Origin of the sequence: Cognataquiflexum nitidum, assembly GCF_022538055.1 — a bacterium.
Taxonomy (GTDB): domain Bacteria; phylum Bacteroidota; class Bacteroidia; order Cytophagales; family Cyclobacteriaceae; genus Cognataquiflexum; species Cognataquiflexum nitidum.
In genome coordinates, this window is sequence record NZ_JAKZAM010000014.1 from 85,182 (window position 1) to 102,116 (window position 16,935).

Consider the following 16,935-nt stretch of genomic DNA (forward strand, 5'->3'; position numbering starts at 1 on the left):
TTTTGTGTTTGTTATGTATTTAACAATAAGACAAATTCAATTTGAATTACTTTTTGATTTCAAAAGGCTTTCTAAAGAAAAATGCAGCCTGATCGCCCCTACCCTCTTTGTTGAGTTTTGCGGCTGTATGGGAATATTCCCTCTTCTTCATTTTTCTTTGAAACACCGCTACAGGTCCCTTTGGGTTTGGTGTTATCAGTGGAATATCTTGGATATACCTTTCACTTCCGGTAAACTGAAAATGGGTCGAATCATATATAGTTTTAAACAATTCCAAATGTGACTTTTCACCCAGTATCTCCATACTTTCTTTTGAATGCAGGAAAAAATGCCTAGGCGCATCAAGTTGAACCCAGTTGGTTTTATAATGCTCCCAAGCAAAAGACGACACCGTGGGTATTCTGATAATGCAGATTCCTCCCGGAGCGAGTAGTTCAAAAACTTTTTGAAGGTGATCTAATGGATCCGGAATATGCTCAAATGAATGGTGGTAAGTGATGATGTCCCAGAGACCTTTGACATCAAATACATTTGATTTACTGATTTGCAGACCATTTTCATAGTCAATAGATTCAGCTAGAAATGGATCACAACCATGCACATTTTCAAATCCGATCTCAGCCAAAGGGTATAAAAAATTCTTGCCGTTACCACAACCCACATCTAAGATTTTGGTGTCCTTGCTCATGGGTAGTCCCTTTAAGATAAAAAAAAGATCGGTCCCCGAAATAGTACCTGCCATTTTTCGAAGAAATGGGCTTTTCCCACTAACAAGCTGTGTATATTTTTGGCGGTTGATTTTGCCAGAAATTCCCTTAAATTTTTTCCCATCGTATTTCCCAAAACTGTAATAATTTTCGGGATAAAATTTTGACATGTCTTGCGGAAAGTCACAAATCTGAAGGCAATGGCACTTGTTGCATTGAAAATATTGGAATTTTTCCCTCATCCCAAACATCATTTCTTTTACCTGATAGGTCTTGTTTCCTTCGGTATTGTTACAAATTCTACAAACAAGACTATCCGTCATTTTCTCAGAGCTCATTTTGGGTTTGTTTTAGTTCAAAGCATTTAGGGTAAAATTCAAAAGTCCAACGACTTATCCCCTTTAACAAAAGTAGTAAAGATTGAAATACTAAATCGCTTTGATTCACAATTGGAAGGGTAAACTTTATTTTACCACCATTCCGTAATCCAAAGGCATCAGGTCACCGATACGTTCCCAGCCCATGTATCCCTGAACAAAAATGTCAAAAGGATGAAAATAACTTCCGTTTTCAAACACCTGAACAGCCTTTGACCGCATTTCAATTTTGCTGAGTTGGGGTAGTTTTGCTCCTGATTCCCGGATTTCACCCGAGCCGATATTTTTGATTGTAAAATTAATATTGCGAAGGCTATATGGGAAAAATGCAGACTCCTCCTCTTCATTCAAATAAAGGATATATACAGGTTTGTTATAGGTGATAAATACCTTCCCGTCTGGAGTTGCTTTGGTAAGTAATGCAGCATCCATAGGATCTATGAATGGAATATAAATGGAATCAGCTACTGTTACATCTGGATTTGGATCTTCCGCTGCTGTGGATTTTTCCGGAGAGATGGGTTTCTCCTGATCAGGATTTAAGTTCAAATTGATCACATTATTTGGCTTTGGGACTTTTTGAGTAGCAAAAATCCTATATCCGGATTTGTCTGTATTTCCTTCAAATAAACTCCTCATAAAATGCATCATACTACCCAAATAGGCTTCCTCGCGGCTTTCGGTTACTTTTTTAACCCTTCTTTTTGGAAGTTTTTCTTCCACAAAGTATGGATATCCGGCATAGACCACCTCATTTCGGACTTTGTCGAATTCAAACCCGGTAAGAACATACTTGATTTGGTAGCCTAAGTTTGGGTTTTCTATTTGGAGAATATCTTTGGCCCGCGCTAACAGTAAGTTTGGATTGGTTTCTCCATCTAAGATAAGGACTTCGGGATTGAGGATGATGCAGCTTTTGGCATTGGCACTGCTACCCAAAAAATATTTCTTGAAAACTTCAAGATTTTCATACCAGGTTTTGTCTCTTTTTTCTTTCACTTCACTTCCTTCCAATTCTATAGTTTCCGGCAAAATCCTGAATTCGTAAAAATTCCTCAGAACCTGGGTTGAAATGGTATAGCTAAAGGGCTGAAATCCAATGTAGCTGATTACCAGTTCATGGTTTCCCTCAGGGATGGTAAGTTCAAATTCCCCTTGCTTATTGGTAGAAGTACCGATGCTGGAATTGCTGATAAAAACCGTAGCAAAAAGCAGAGGCTCTAAAGTCTCTGCATCCAAAACCCTTCCCTTGAGGCTATATTGACCAAAAGTGGACAAAATAGTCAACAAAAATACTGTGAAAAAGAGGTAAATAAATTTCAAGGAATAGAAAGTCTTTATGCCGGGCATTTTTTTTATTTTACCTGAAAGCGATAGGTAGCATAGATTGGTTCTCCAGATGTGGATATGCCTTGGAGATTGACAAATACCTCAGGCTTACTTTCTGTCAGAAGAAATTCTATGTGGGCTTTTCCTGTATTGTCTGTGACCACATTTGGATTCCAATAAATGGTAGATCTGAAGTCTATCGCAAAGGGAGCATTGATGTCATAAACACCCGATGGAGAGTAAAACTCGCGGACGGGGACATATCCTTTGGCTTTGATTGCGGCATTGCCGGTGATGGGATCGTCAGCGGGGTTCCGGTTTGGATTTCCTGCTTTGGTTAAAACATTGATTACTCCCCCGGCACCGTCATTGCCGAAAAGGGAACCTTTGCTTAGACCTGTAAGTATATCGATTCTTTCAATTTCCGAAACAGGTAATATTGCTACCATTCCCGGCATTGCTCTCATGCCATCGATAAAAAACGTTGCTCCTCCGGCATTCTCAAATGTAGCCCCACCACCTCTGATGATGACACTTGGAACAGGGTTTATGCTAAATACATCTCCAACCACATTCACACCCGGAAACCTTCCTCTGAGAACCTGAAAAATATTTTGGAAGTAGTAAAATTCTTTGGTCACAGGCAGAGACCTATCGGGCGCATCATTGTATTGGATGGCACGTTTGTCAGGGATAGGCTGACTCCTTCTCCCCTTTACTGTAACTTCTCCCAGCTCTATTTCCTGGCTGAGTCTGAATTGCTCCATGAGGTTTCGGGCTTCTTTGACAGAAACGAGATAATTGTCAAAATCCTCAAATTTATCTCCCGATGGAAGCAAAGCTTTGTTTCTTTCTTGGAATTTGGGAGTTTCTGGAATTGTCATGCTTACTTCATTTCTTTTGACTTCTGTGGTTTTACCGTTGCTTTTTTCCCTTTCGGTGTATGCCTGCAGGTAAATCCCCACAGAATCCTGGTAATCCATCCCGATGAAAGAGAACTCCCCAAATTCATTGGAAACCCCTTCATAAACAATTGGCATTCCAAACCTATGGTTGACCAAAATACGTAATTCATGCGGTTCTTCTATTGGTTTTTCGTTCACCTTATACACTTTTCCGGTCAAAGTCAGACCTTCCTCAAATCCGTAATTAGGCGGACTGCTTAATTTTGCCAAATGTTCCCAAGAGAATCTTCTCCATCCTTGGGTCAATAAAAGGATGTCGAGGTATTTTTCAGCATTTGGGTTTTCAGAATTGAAGTAATAGTCCGGTTGCTCTATTTCTCCTTTGACCTCCGAACTCAGCAGAAAGTAGGAATGGATATTCTCTGCATTATCAGGCTGCAAAACCTGAAAAGCATCCGTTACGGAAACAGAAAAATTACCTTCTATAGCCCTTTGGAATTCATCTATCACACTGATCTCCAACAGAACACGTTCTTTGGGAACGTATTCAGCTTTTGCGGTTTTGAAGGCTGCGGTTGCCCTAGAAAATGGGAAAAAATAGACCAGTCTCTCTGCCAAAAGTGTAGTCTGCTCATCCATCAGTGTAAAAGTGACTAAGCCTGGATAAAAATCCTCTTTGGATATGATTATTGAGTTTGTAGTATGTTTTGCATCAAATTCTTTTTCATAGACTTTTTGTCCTTTGGAAAGTCCGATGAGAAAGAGTTTCTTGCCATCATTGGCATTTCCCAGGTTATGCCTGATCTCTACTTTTACTTCTTCATCTGAATAGAGTGGATCAAAATCAAGTACATAGCCTTGTTTTTGAATGTTGCTGAAGGCAAATTTCTTCCAGTCCTGCTCAGAAGATTTGGCATAGACCTCATAGGATTCGTTTTCTTTTGAGGTGAATGTGAAGCTTCCCATACCTAAATGCTCAGATTGGAAACGTAATAAGGTATCTGAGCTGCTGTTTAAAATATACCCGATTACATCCGTACTCCGCCCGTAAGCATCAGTGGCTTTGAAGCCGATTTTACTTTTGATACCCTCTACGAGATCCCCCCCTTCGGGGAAAAAGCCGAGATTTAATTTGGAATCTGACCCTGCATATTTCCAGCCTTCACCCAATTCCCCCACCCAAATGTCTTTATAGAAATAAGCTTGATCACCGAAATTTTTCATCCATTGGGTGTATGCCCGTAGCGAATAAGCACCATGCTCCAGGTCTCGTGGTAAGATGATGTCTCCCTGACCTTGCCCCTCCTCCAGCCTTATGATGATGCGGTCAATGTACCTTTCGAATTTTGCATCGTATAGGTCTACATATAGCGGGACTGATTTAGTCGCTAACGGTGCCTCACCGCCATTTTCAATCATGCCGTAGGCTTTGATCCAAATGGTGTCATTAAGGACATAATGAGCCTTATCGGTATGTAGGTATACTTTTTCCCATGGAAAAGTACTGTTGTAATCCTTGAAGGATGTGGTTAATTTTTCTATGGGTGTTTGGGCAAAAAGACTGCTGGCATAAAAAACTAAGAAACCACTAAGCAGAAATATAGGAAGGGATTTTTTCATAGGTTGTTTAACAGTCATTATAAACTTAATAAAATAACGATAGGATAAAAAAATAGTTTGATAATTTATTAATCCTAAATCACCTCATTCAAACCGAAGTAGAATGCGCTCTGATCTCCAAATGCAATGTCCAAACGGATATTGAGGCCTTCATCATTGAGCTTGTACCGAAATCCAAAGCCTGCCCCATATCGAAATCTTTTCAATCCAAAATCGCCCACCTTAGGTGCTACTTGTCCTGCATGCCCAAAAAGTACCATTCCCAGATTTCTGTAGACAGGCAATCTATACTCGGCCTGATGGACCATGGCATGGTTGTCCCGGTATCGTCCTTCAAAATATCCCCGCATCCGGTCGCTTCCCCCGATCAGTGATATATGCTGGAAAGGAGGATTACCGGTGGTGAAACTCCACCACGATTGAAAGGCAAGGACGTGGGTATCGGTAATTTTAATATATTTTCGTAAATCCGCATTGTATTGGTGGAAACTGAAGTTGCTCCCCAAGAAAGAAGAAAATCCCATCCAACTGAATCTGTTGTTCCAGCCTTTGGTGGGCTGAAAGATATTGTCTCTCGTATCTTGAGTAAGATTTAATCCCAAACCGGAAAGTCTTTGCCCATCATATCCCGCCACTTGGCTGTTTTCCAATATTCCACCGGGAATACGCCTGTAAATATCATCCACCCTAAACTCATACCTCGGTCCTATCAATAATCCTGGAGTGAGCTGACGAAGGTAATTCAAATGAAAATAAGCAAATCGGGTGGTGTAGGATTCGCCTTCGTTTGTAATTGGGTCATTGCCGATACCATAAAATTTGAAAGGAAAATTTGAAAGCTCGAGTCGGGCGCTGAGGTATTCCTTGTTTTCATTTGCCCAAAGGTCGAGCTCTGTGGAAAATATTGTCTGATTATTAACTGTATACAGAATAGTGATCGGAAGGGATGAGGGACGGAGGTTTGGACTGGATTCTCCTTTATATTTGAAAACACGAATAGCCTTAACCCCTAGACCAAGTCTTGTTTCGGGGGAATAAGTCACTGCCGGAATGAATGCCCATTTTTCACCGGAAATGAGATCGATGACCTGATCACCAAAATCAAAAAACCTGTCAATCCCTCCAGACTTCGGAACCGAGTCGTTTGCTTCCTGAGCCAATGAATTGGTCAATGAAAATAAAAAAAATAAAAAAAGGGCTGTTTTCATCAGCCCCAAAAGTAAGGAATGTTTTTTAAAACCTTAATCCATAAATTTTTCTACTTCTTCCCGAATAATAACATACTGGAAGAGGTCACCGACTATACCGTTTTTGATATAGGCATGTCTCAGAATGGCTTCCGGTTCATATCCTGCATTTTCTAGGATTTTCATCGAAGGGACATTGAAATCATAAACCTGCGCATATATCCTTTTAATTGAGGGGAATTTTTCGAGCACATATTCTGTGAACAACTGCACGGCTTGTGTGGCGATTCCTTTTCCCCAAAATTGCTCGGCGACCCAAAATCCGATTTCCATATTGGTTCGGAGTTCATCTTTACCAATTTCACAGCCAACAGAACCCACCAATTTGCCATCATATTCGATTGCAAAATTTTGGGGGGGATTGAATTTTTGGTTATGCTCTATCCAATGCCGCGCATCGTGGATGGTATAGGGAGAAGGGAAACTATCCCTCAGGTTTTTTGCAATATTTGGGTTGTTGGCGATAGGATATAAGCTGTGGTAATGGCCATCCTGCCATGTCACCAAGCTTACATTTCTCTTTCCTTGAATCTTCATTTTTTGGCTGGCTATTTATTCTTAAGATAACGGAGTTTTTTGAGTTTTTTTGAAAAGAATTTGTATTTTTTTTATCACTGGGAATGTGACTTTGATTTTTAATGTTTTCTTTTTGCTTTTACGCAATCATCATTCCCTTTTTTGATTATCCGCTACTTTGCCAATGCTGAAAATTAATGATTAAATCTGCGGATAATCTGAACATAGTCAACATTTTACGTCCATTGCCCCTGAAATTGTAATCACACCAAGTTCTATTTAGTTAGTGGCAAGAAAGCGTACATACACATCCACTTTTTACCTTCTCTTCAGATTCTCTTAAAGTTTTTGCTGTTAGTTCAGGTTGTTTTCATTAGCTGATCAAAACCAAAACTATTAATAATTTGGTTGAAAGTTCAATTTCACAAACTGCCGGCTGCGGACTGTAAACTGTCGACTATTTTCTCAATCTTCCAATTCTGAAGGGTTCATCCTATCAAGGTTTTCGGCAAGACGCAGCGCAGAAATGAAATCCTCAATATTGCCTTCCATCACATCAGGGAGGTTGTAGACAGTTTTGTTGATCCGGTGGTCAGTGACACGGCTTTGGGGATAATTGTAAGTCCGAATTTTGTCGGAACGATCCCCGCTTCCTACCATCGTCCTTCTTTGGGCACCGACGGCATCGTTGTGCTTGGCAAGTTCAATTTCATATAACCTCGACCGCAATACTTTCAATGCTTTTTCGAAGTTTTTGATCTGGGATTTTTCATCCTGACAGGTCACGACAAGTCCCGAGGGAATATGCGTCAACCGGACCGCAGAATAAGTCGTGTTGACCGATTGTCCACCCGGACCGGAAGAACAATAAGTGTCCTTTCGGATTTCATTCATGTTGATGTTGACTTCGACTTCATCCATCTCGGGAAGAACTGCAACAGTGGCGGCTGAAGTGTGGACACGGCCTTGAGTTTCTGTGGCAGGTACCCGCTGCACGCGGTGCACGCCGGATTCATATTTCATCATCCCATACACATCCTCTCCGGTGATGGTACTGATGATTTCTTTATATCCTCCCGAGGAGCCAAAAGTCAAATCGAGTACAGTCAGTTTCCAACCCTTTTTTTCGCAAAAACGCTGGTACATCCTAAACAAATCACCTGCAAAAATCGCTGCCTCATCCCCTCCGGTTCCACCTCGGATCTCGAGGATACAATCCTTGGAATCGTTGGGGTCTTTGGGGATCAATTGCTGACGCAAAGCTTCTTCCAATTCTTCCTCCCTTTGCTTCAATTCGTCAAGTTCAGCTTTGGCCATTTCGCGAAAGTCCGGATCTTTTTCTTTTTCCAGGATTTCCTTGGTGCTGGTTATATTTTCCTTGACCAACTTATATTCATCATACAGATTTACCACTTTTTCGAGGTCTCTGTACTCTTTATTGAGTTTGGTGTATTTGGACATGTCGGACATGGAGTCCGGCTGTATGATGAGCTGACCTACTTCTATAAATCTTTCTTTCAGCGCTTGGAGTTTGTCAAGCATAAATCAGTAATTGTTGAGCGGGTGCAAAATTAACAAAAATATCGGTTTTGGGATTTTAAACCTTTGGCTATCGGGCATCGGAATCCTGTTATCTTTGTGAGCTCAAACAAAAAATTACCATGAAACTCTTCACCAATACCGTCAGTGCAGTCATTGAAGCCATCGATGAGATTTTTAACCGAAACAGGTATGCTGACAAGGTGATTGAAAGAATCCTGAAATCCAATCCAAAATGGGGTGCAAGAGACAGGGGGTTTATCGCTGAGTCTGCTTATGAAATGGTCCGCTGGTGGAGATTGCTCAACGAGGTCAGTCCTTCGGATGACCTGTACCACTTGTTTGGGACCTATTGGGTGCTTCAGGGAAATGAACTTCCTGATTGGAGAGAATTCAAAGGCATGGATCCAAAATTCATCAAAGCAAATTATGATAGGATCAGAGAAAGGGCAGTGCTTCAGTCAATTCCGGATTGGCTGGATGACATGGGAGCTGAGCTTTTGGGTGACAAATGGGAGAAAGAAATCGAAACCCTAAACCAAGAAGCGGATGTCGTCCTCAGGGTTAATACGCTCAAAGTGACCCGTGAGCAACTCATGAATAGACTTGCGGAAGATGGCATAGAATCCTTTGCCCCAAAAGGCTACAAAGATGCTTTGGTCCTTGCAAAGAGGCAGAATATCTTTAAAAATCCCGCTTTCAAAGAAGGATTGTTTGAGATTCAGGACGCTTCGTCACAACTTGTGGCGGCAGCTTTGGAAGTGGAACCCGGTATGCGGGTGATCGATGCCTGTGCCGGTTCGGGAGGTAAATCCCTTCACCTTGCCGCACTGATGCAGAATAAAGGTCGGATCCTGTCTATGGACGTGGAGGAATGGAAGCTTAAGAATACCAAACTGAGGGCGAGAAGAAACGGCATCAGCATCATCGAACCTAAGGTGATCGAAGGCAATAAGACCATCAAAAGGCTGAAAGAGTCTGCTGACCGGGTGCTGTTGGATGTGCCCTGCTCGGGATTGGGCGTATTGAAACGCAATCCGGATACCAAGTGGAAATTGACTCCAGAGTCTATAGAAAAGGTACAAGCTATCCAACAGGAAATCCTTCAGAACTATGCAGGCATGGTCAAGCCAGGCGGATTGTTGGTCTATGCGACCTGTAGTATTCTCCCTACCGAAAACCAGATGCAGGTCGAGAAATTCCTTGCTTCTCCAAACGGGAAGGATTTTGAATTGGTAGAAGACCAAAAAGTGTTGGCGCAGGAAAGCGGATATGATGGGTTTTATATCGCCAAGATCAAGAGAAAAATTTAAACCATTTACAATGCCTACTTGAAAAGAAAAGGTCTGTATTTTTTCATCGAGTTAAAAATGCCCAATCCTAGTCAGGAAGAGCCTTTTTTGAAATTTCAAAAGAAAAGCATAATTGATTAACGAAAAACGCTTGCTTTTATTGTTTTTTAAGTTTAGCTTTTGTTCCTGTATTCATTTTAACTCAGGCATTTTATGGGAATCAGGTCAATCCTTTTTTTTTCCTTATTTTTTTTGACACTGTCCTACGTAGAAGCACAGTCAGATAGTATTCCTCCAACTGCTTCAAATATCCCTCCTCCTACTTTTGGATACAAGAAACTTGTATTTGGGATCAATACCCAATTTGCTGTAGAGGGACTTTTTGACCAACAGCTTACTACACCATTGGAAGTGACGGTAAGAAAATTAATTAAGAACAATCAAGCGATTAGGTTACGGCTTATGGGAATTTCCTCGAATAGATCCCTAAACCAAGGAGATACAAGTAAAACTACAAAGTCTGCAACTTTAGGAATGGCAATCGGAAAGGAATGGCATCGTCCGATCGGAAAAAAATTTGGTTGGTATTTCGGCTTAGAGGCAGAATTCAATAAGAATTGGGACAATTCGATAGAAACAAAACCGATATATAATCTTGACGGAATCCTTCGTACGAACAAGCAATATTATGATAGGAGCAAATTATTTTTAAATGGGTTAGGAATTATAGGATTTTCATTCCGCCTGAATTCATATATTATTCTTACCACAGAAATTAAACAAGGTTTATATTATTCAAATTTCCAAACTCTAGTTAACACTTATGATAAAGCTATTGAAGAAGAGGATTATCTCTTAACTCCAACGATTAGTAAGTTCTCGATTGAAGAATTTAAATTTAGTATTCAACCTTATACCGGAATCCACATAAACTTTTAAAACCCTGAAAAAACTGCTATTCTTTATTCAAATTTTATTTATTTCTAATTCCACTTTTGGCCAAGTTTGGATTACAAATGCCCAGAAATTGGTCTGCCCAAATGAGCCAACTCAATATTTCACAGAACCAACCTCTACAAATGGAAGTAATTGTGTATATACTTGGAATGTAACCAATGGGGTTTTTAGTAATGGATTAACACAAATTTCAGGATCTTATGCATTTGTCAGTACTGTTACAGTTTTTTGGAACAATGTTGTAGCTACGAGTGGAAGCGTAGCTCCTAAAGGTACGATTTCTGTCACAGCATCTGGATGCGCCTTACCCGTGGGTGAAATTATTTCAAGTACTGTTCCAAATATTATAATTAAAACACTAAATAATGTTAACCCTTCACCCATTTCAGGCTCTCCAAATGTCAATCTTGGATCAATAAATAACATAACTTATTCAATCACTAGATTAGCATTTCCAAACACCGGAGTTCCAGGCGGACACCCAAGTACACTTTATGCGGACAGTTATCAATGGTTAATTCCTGCAGGTTGGCAGATTGGCACAACAACTAGTAATGGAACTACCCCCATTACCACTACAGGATTTTCTGTATCAGTAAAACCAAATTCTTGTGGCGGGAATAATGAAAAAATCAAAGTATGGGGTTACAGTGCATGTGGGACAGGTTTTTTAAGTAATCCACAGGAAATTACAATTTCAAGAAATCCTCCACCCCTTACCATTTTGCAAGCACCACCTGCCACTATTCTATGCAGCAACGTTTCCCCGATTACGGCTTCTGTAAATCCTGTACCAGGTGCAACAAGCTATACCTGGACCAAACCAAGCGGTTGGGCTGGTACAAGTAACACAAATTCTATTACTTTGACACCCAGCGGGACAAATGGTGGAATCATAGAAGTCAGGGCAAATATCTGTTCCACACAAACAGCCCCATTACAAAGAACGGTTACACTTCAATTATTTGACCCATCAAGTCCTCCTTCAATTGCGGGTCCTTTGGTAGTATGTAGTCCGAATACAGGCTACTCTATACAAAACCTTCCCACAGGAACTACCGGAAGTTGGTCAGTATCACCTGCAAGTCTTGTATCAGTAGCATCAGGAACTGGAACAACTGCGAACTTAACCAGGGCAAATGGCACATCTTCTGGTGTGGCCACACTAACATTTAATATCACAGGCCCCTGTGGTGCTTTGCCTACGATTACCAAACAGATCCAGATTGGGTATGTGAATGGTTCAGAGGCCACGATTTCTGCATCCTGCAATATTGGGACACTATGTTATGTATGTCCGGGAAACACATATGTATTTACTGCAAATCCACCTTTGGGTCATCAAAGTACCTATTCATACCAATGGACAAAACCTACCAATTGGACAATAATCAACCAAAGTGCCAATACCATAACGTTATATGTTCCTCAATACAATCCTGACTTTTTCCCGGCGGTACGGTTCAGGGTCAACAATGGCTGTGGATGGTCGGAGTATTCAGGATTGAAAGTGGCACCTGGATACAGCTGTGGTGGAGGTTATTATGGCTACAGTATTTATCCAAATCCCACTTCTGATGTTTTGACCGTAGAACCTGAAATAAAAGAATTGTTTAAATCCATGGAAGATTCTGTAGAAACAGAACCATATACAGTCACTGTATTGGATGAAAATGGTAAAGAAATGGAAAAAGCAACTTCAAAAGGTGATAAAATCCAAATATCACTCAGAAATCTGAAAAGTGGCTTTTACTTCATCCATATTTACAATAAAGATGGCATGATCAGAGAGAAAATAAAATTAGAAAAATAAGCTATTCAATACCGGTGTCTGTTCATATCATGGCAGACACCGGATTTACTTTTATCCTATGAAAATTATCTTTATACAGTTTTTGGTTTGTCTTTTTCCTTTGTTTTCCTTTGCACAAGAAAAGGAAGTTACAGAAAAGGATTCTATTTCAATTCACCCAGTTAAAAGGATCCAATTTGGCTTCAACAGCCAATTTGCCTTGGAGAAAGTATTTAGCGGAGAAAATAACGCTCCGTTTGAATTTTTGCTTAGAAAACAAACAAAATCCAATCAAGCTATCAGAATAAGACCAATTTTCGATTTAAGTAGAATAAGTAGGGTAGAATTTGAAAATAAAAATTTGGATAATTTAACTCTTTTTGGAATAGGTTTAGGAATAGAAAGACAGGTAAGCTTTAGTAAGAAATGGTATGGATATTATGGGATAGAGTCTGAGGGTGTTATTTCAAGCACAAATAAGACCCAAGAATTTATCACTCCAAATCCTCCGGATAATAACACCTATTTAGAAAGGAATTCAGAAATTAGTAATTCAATAAAATTTTCAGTTTTGCCATTCATAGGTTTGGCTTTCAAAATATCCGAAAGGTTTTTTGCAACTACTGAATTTCGGTTGATTACATCCTACCAAAGGTCTAATACCTCAAGCGAAGTTGCATTTAAGCTTATTAGGGATGGATCTGGAGATTTTGATTTTTCAAATGATTTTGGGCCTAGTACGCCCCTAGAGCCTGGGTTGACAGTAAGGGAATTTGCCTTTGAGTTCAGGCCATACACAGGGATATTTCTGAATTACAGGTTTTAAAAGATTAGTATCCAATTTTTCTTTGTGCCTTTGCGCCTTTGCGGGATAATTTTCCCTAAATTTAAATAAACCAAACATCCTATTCCCATGACTCTAGAAGCTGTTTTTGGCATGGCCAGCACCTTGGCCTTTTTCTCATGGATTGCACTGTTTATCTTCTACCCCCACAAATGGATCTATCAGACCCTCTTTTCGGGGGTTTTTATTTTGATGGCACTGACTTATGCTTTCTACATCATTCCCGCCTTGTTCAGTGGAGGGGAAGGGGGATTCAGTACTTTATCAGAAGTCAGGTTATTGTTTGGATCCGATGAAGCACTTTTGGCCGGATGGATCCATTACCTGGCTTTTGATTTGTTTGTGGGGATGTGGATTGCCAAGGATTCTTGGGAAAAAGACATCAGCCGATGGGTGGTATTACCTTGTTTGATTTTGACCTTTATGATGGGACCTGTAGGTTTATTGCTTTACTTTCTGGTCAGGGCAGTGAAAATCAAACAGCTCAATCAGAGTCCTTATCATCCATGATTTTTATCAAAAAAATATTCAAGAGAAGCAAATCGCTGGGACAGTTTGGCCTTCTAAATTTCATTGTATTTTTTGTCTTGTTGGCCCTTTCTTTTTTTGATGACAGGACTTTGAATGGTGTCAATGTCTGGATGAAGCCGATGAAATTCGCGATTTCGATCGGGATCTTTTCTTGGACGATGGCTTGGTATCTATTTTATCTTCCTCAAATCAGGAAAGTCCAAAAGATCAAACTGACCATCATCACTGCCATGCTGATCGAGCAGGTGATCATCATTTATCAGGCATCGATGGGCGAACTCTCGCATTACAACATCAGCTCAATAAATAATGCGGTTCTTTTTCAGCTTATGGGGATCGCAATCCTGATCAATACCATCATGGTTTTCTGGACTTACCGATTATTCTCGGTTGTAGAATCCCTTTTTCCCGGTTATAAAAGAGGCATTCAACTGGGGATGTTGGTTTTTGTAGTGGCGAGTTTGGAAGGTTTCTTGATGGTTGGGAATTTGGGTCATACGATCGGTGCCCCTGATGGACAGGAAGGGATTTTCTTTTTCAATTGGGCAAAGACTTATGGTGATCTCCGGATATTCCACTTTTTGGGACTACATGCACTGCAGGCAGTTCCTCTTTTTGCTTGGAATTTTGCCCGTGACAACGTCAAAAAGGTAAATATTTTTGCTGCAATTTATTTTATCCTTTCTTTGGGAACCTTGTGGAATGCCTTGGCGGGGAGGGGAATATTTTGGTTGTAATGGTTATAGTTGTTGTAATTGTTGTCAGCTACGCGTTGTCATTGTTGTCGGGTTGTCAAGTTGTCAGGTTGTCTACCGTCACCCTGAGGCACGAAGGGTCTCACCTAAGGCAAATGAGATCCTTCAGTCGTTCCCCTTACCAAGGATAGAAATGGAATTTTCCCCTTCGACAAGCTCAGGGACCGGAGATTAGGCGTTTGGAGGGAGAGGAGTAAACCAATGTAAGTTTCTGAAGAAAACAGAACAGGCTGTACCTCCTATGAAAAGACAAGGGAAGGCCTTACTCAGAAGGGGTGATCCAATTCTTGAATCTTTGTCTCTTGAATCTTGTCTCACGTTTCTCATATCTCCTGCCTCATATCTCCTGCCTCATATCTCCCGTCTCACATCTCTCAATTAATTTATTTTCAAACCGATTTGATCCACAACTGAAAATGTTCTTATCTTTGACGGGCAAATAGGGTTACCTAACCGAATTTGCTATGAACCTCAATTCCAATAAATTTCTTTTTGAAGCACTTACCTACGACGACGTGCTTTTAGTACCCGGATATTCTGAAGTCCTCCCCAGAAATACCGACACCTCTTCCCAACTCACCAAAAAAATCAGACTCAATATTCCACTTGTTTCCGCTGCGATGGATACGGTGACAGAATCTGAATTGGCTATTGCCATCGCACTTGAAGGTGGTCTTGGATTTATCCACAAAAACATGTCTATCGATCAGCAGGCAGCTCAGGTGAGAAAGGTAAAGCGATCTCAGGCAGGGATGATCCTCGACCCGATTACCTTGGATATCGAATCCAAAGTGAGAGATGCGGATGCCATCATGCGTGAATACCACATCGGTGGGATTCCTGTTGTGGATGAAAACAGGGTTTTGATGGGGATCATTACCAACAGGGATTTGAGATTTATCAAAGATCCCAATGTGAAGATCAAGGATATCATGACCCGTGAAAACCTCATCACAGCCAAAGCGGGGATTTCCTTGGAACAAGCGGAGGAAGTTCTTCAGGAATACAAAATCGAAAAACTTCCCATCGTAGACGAAGAGGGGAAATTGACAGGTCTAATCACGTACAAGGATATCCTCAAAAGAAGGGACAAACCCCATGCTTGCAAAGATGAATTTGGCAGACTTCGAGTCGGCGCAGCTGTCGGTGTGACAGCCGATATCGTTGAGAGGGTTGAGGCCTTAAAGAATGCCGGTGTAGACGTAGTTTCCATTGATACTGCCCACGGACATTCCAAAGGAGTAATGGATGCTTGCAGAAAAATCAAAGACGCATTTCCTGATTTGGAAGTCATCGTGGGAAATATTGCAACTCCTGAAGCAGCGATCGCCTTGGCAGATGCCGGTGCAGACGCAGTGAAAGTAGGGGTTGGACCGGGAAGTATCTGTACCACCAGGGTGATTGCGGGTGTTGGCGTTCCCCAACTTTCTGCGGTCTTCGAATGTGCTGAAGCTTTGAAGGGAAGAAATGTTCCAGTTATTGCCGATGGAGGTATCCGCTATTCCGGTGACTTGGTCAAAGCCATCGCAGCAGGTGCAGGATCCATCATGATCGGTTCTCTGCTTGCCGGAACTGAAGAAGCTCCCGGAGAAATGCTGATTTTCGAAGGAAGAAAATTCAAAACATACAGAGGAATGGGTTCACTCGAAGCAATGGAATCAGGATCCAAAGACCGTTATTTCCAGGATGCAGAGGACAATATCAAGAAACTTGTGCCGGAAGGAATCGTGGGTAGGGTAGCCTACAAAGGCTTGGTGTCAGAAGTGCTGTACCAATTGGTAGGTGGTCTTCAGGCGGGGATGGGCTATTGCGGAACAGCAACAGTTGAAGATTTGCAAAAAAACGGCAAGTTTGTCAAAATCACCGCTGCCGGTGTCAAAGAATCGCATCCGCATGATGTGAGCATCACCCGGGAAGCACCAAATTATTCAGCCAAAATGTAATGAAGTAATAATAAGCATTCGGAGCGGTGGGTTTTTCCTGCCGCTTTTTTTTTGTGTAAAAAATATATATCCCGCGGATCTCGCAGACTGCCGCAGAAGGTTCTTGTCAATACCAAAATGGGTTTGCAGACAGTCAAATCTTAGATCAATAAATATCCCAAAGAAAAAGTCTGCAAAAATCTACGCTATCTGAGGGAGTAAAAAAGGGGCAATAAATAAAAATATATATCCCGCGGATCTCGCAGACTGCCGCAGAAGGTTCTTGTCAATACCAAAATGGGTTTGCAGACAGTCAAATCTTAGATCAATAAATATCCCAAAGAAAAAGTCTGCAAAAATCTACGCTATCTGAGGGAGTAAAAAAGGGGCAATAAATAAAAATATATATCCCGCGGATCTCGCAGACTGCCGCAGAAGGTTCTTGTCAATACCAAAATGGGTTTGCAGACAGTCAAATCTTAGATCAATAAATATCCCAAAGAAAAAGTCTGCAAAAATCTACGCTATCTGAGGGAGTAAAAAAGGGGCAATAAATAAAAATATATATCCCGCGGATTCCGCAGACTGCCGCAGAAGGGATC

The 16,935-nt window shown here is 41.0% G+C and carries 13 protein-coding genes; 7 read left to right on the forward strand and 6 right to left on the reverse strand.

The features are described from left to right. Window positions 1-46: 46 nt before the first annotated feature. From MMU07_RS11320 to prfA, 6 genes are all read right to left on the reverse strand, one after another. Complete coding sequence (locus tag MMU07_RS11320; RefSeq protein WP_241125988.1) at window positions 47-1,045, reverse strand: class I SAM-dependent methyltransferase; 999 nt, start codon at window positions 1,043-1,045, stop codon at window positions 47-49. Window positions 1,046-1,171: 126 nt separating this feature from the next. Beyond that, window positions 1,172-2,434, reverse strand: a complete 1,263-nt coding sequence (locus tag MMU07_RS11325) for a carboxypeptidase-like regulatory domain-containing protein (RefSeq protein WP_241125989.1) — start codon at window positions 2,432-2,434, stop codon at window positions 1,172-1,174. Between the two features lie 5 nt (window positions 2,435-2,439). Continuing rightward, on the reverse strand, window positions 2,440-4,938 hold the full coding sequence (locus tag MMU07_RS11330) for a TonB-dependent receptor (RefSeq protein ID WP_241125990.1): 2,499 nt from the start codon (window positions 4,936-4,938) through the stop codon (window positions 2,440-2,442). Between the two features lie 74 nt (window positions 4,939-5,012). After that, the gene (locus MMU07_RS11335) at window positions 5,013-6,146 is read right to left on the reverse strand and encodes a BamA/TamA family outer membrane protein (protein WP_241125991.1); all 1,134 of its coding nucleotides are present in this window, start codon (window positions 6,144-6,146) and stop codon (window positions 5,013-5,015) included. A gap of 33 nt (window positions 6,147-6,179) precedes the next feature. After that, the gene (locus MMU07_RS11340) at window positions 6,180-6,722 is read right to left on the reverse strand and encodes a GNAT family N-acetyltransferase (protein WP_241125992.1); all 543 of its coding nucleotides are present in this window, start codon (window positions 6,720-6,722) and stop codon (window positions 6,180-6,182) included. A 444-nt stretch (window positions 6,723-7,166) separates the two neighbouring features. Then, a complete protein-coding gene (gene prfA / locus MMU07_RS11345; RefSeq protein ID WP_241125993.1) occupies window positions 7,167-8,243 on the reverse strand; it encodes a peptide chain release factor 1 in 1,077 nt (358 codons plus the stop codon). Window positions 8,244-8,362: 119 nt separating this feature from the next. Between prfA and MMU07_RS11350 the strand changes: the two genes are divergently transcribed. The 7 genes from MMU07_RS11350 (at window position 8,363) to guaB (ending at window position 16,354) form a co-directional block, all read left to right on the forward strand. Further along, window positions 8,363-9,553: an RsmB/NOP family class I SAM-dependent RNA methyltransferase gene (locus tag MMU07_RS11350; protein ID WP_241125994.1), complete on the forward strand. Its 1,191-nt coding sequence runs from the start codon at window positions 8,363-8,365 to the stop codon at window positions 9,551-9,553. 192 nt (window positions 9,554-9,745) lie between these two features. Next, window positions 9,746-10,471 (forward strand): hypothetical protein, encoded by a 726-nt coding sequence (locus MMU07_RS11355; protein WP_241125995.1) that lies wholly within the window; start codon window positions 9,746-9,748, stop codon window positions 10,469-10,471. Between the two features lie 88 nt (window positions 10,472-10,559). Beyond that, entirely contained in the window at window positions 10,560-12,302 is a 1,743-nt protein-coding gene (locus tag MMU07_RS11360; protein ID WP_241125996.1) for a T9SS type A sorting domain-containing protein, read from the forward strand. A gap of 100 nt (window positions 12,303-12,402) precedes the next feature. Continuing rightward, window positions 12,403-13,107, forward strand: a complete 705-nt coding sequence (locus tag MMU07_RS11365) for a hypothetical protein (protein WP_241125997.1) — start codon at window positions 12,403-12,405, stop codon at window positions 13,105-13,107. Window positions 13,108-13,194: 87 nt separating this feature from the next. Continuing rightward, a complete protein-coding gene (locus MMU07_RS11370; RefSeq protein WP_241125998.1) occupies window positions 13,195-13,635 on the forward strand; it encodes an ABA4-like family protein in 441 nt (146 codons plus the stop codon). Continuing rightward, window positions 13,632-14,393 (forward strand): hypothetical protein, encoded by a 762-nt coding sequence (locus tag MMU07_RS11375; RefSeq protein ID WP_241125999.1) that lies wholly within the window; start codon window positions 13,632-13,634, stop codon window positions 14,391-14,393. The genes MMU07_RS11370 and MMU07_RS11375 overlap by 4 nt, the downstream gene beginning before the upstream one ends. A gap of 482 nt (window positions 14,394-14,875) precedes the next feature. Further along, window positions 14,876-16,354, forward strand: coding sequence for an IMP dehydrogenase (gene guaB, locus MMU07_RS11380; protein ID WP_241126000.1), 1,479 nt, complete (start codon window positions 14,876-14,878; stop codon window positions 16,352-16,354). The last annotated feature ends 581 nt before the right edge of the window (window positions 16,355-16,935 follow it).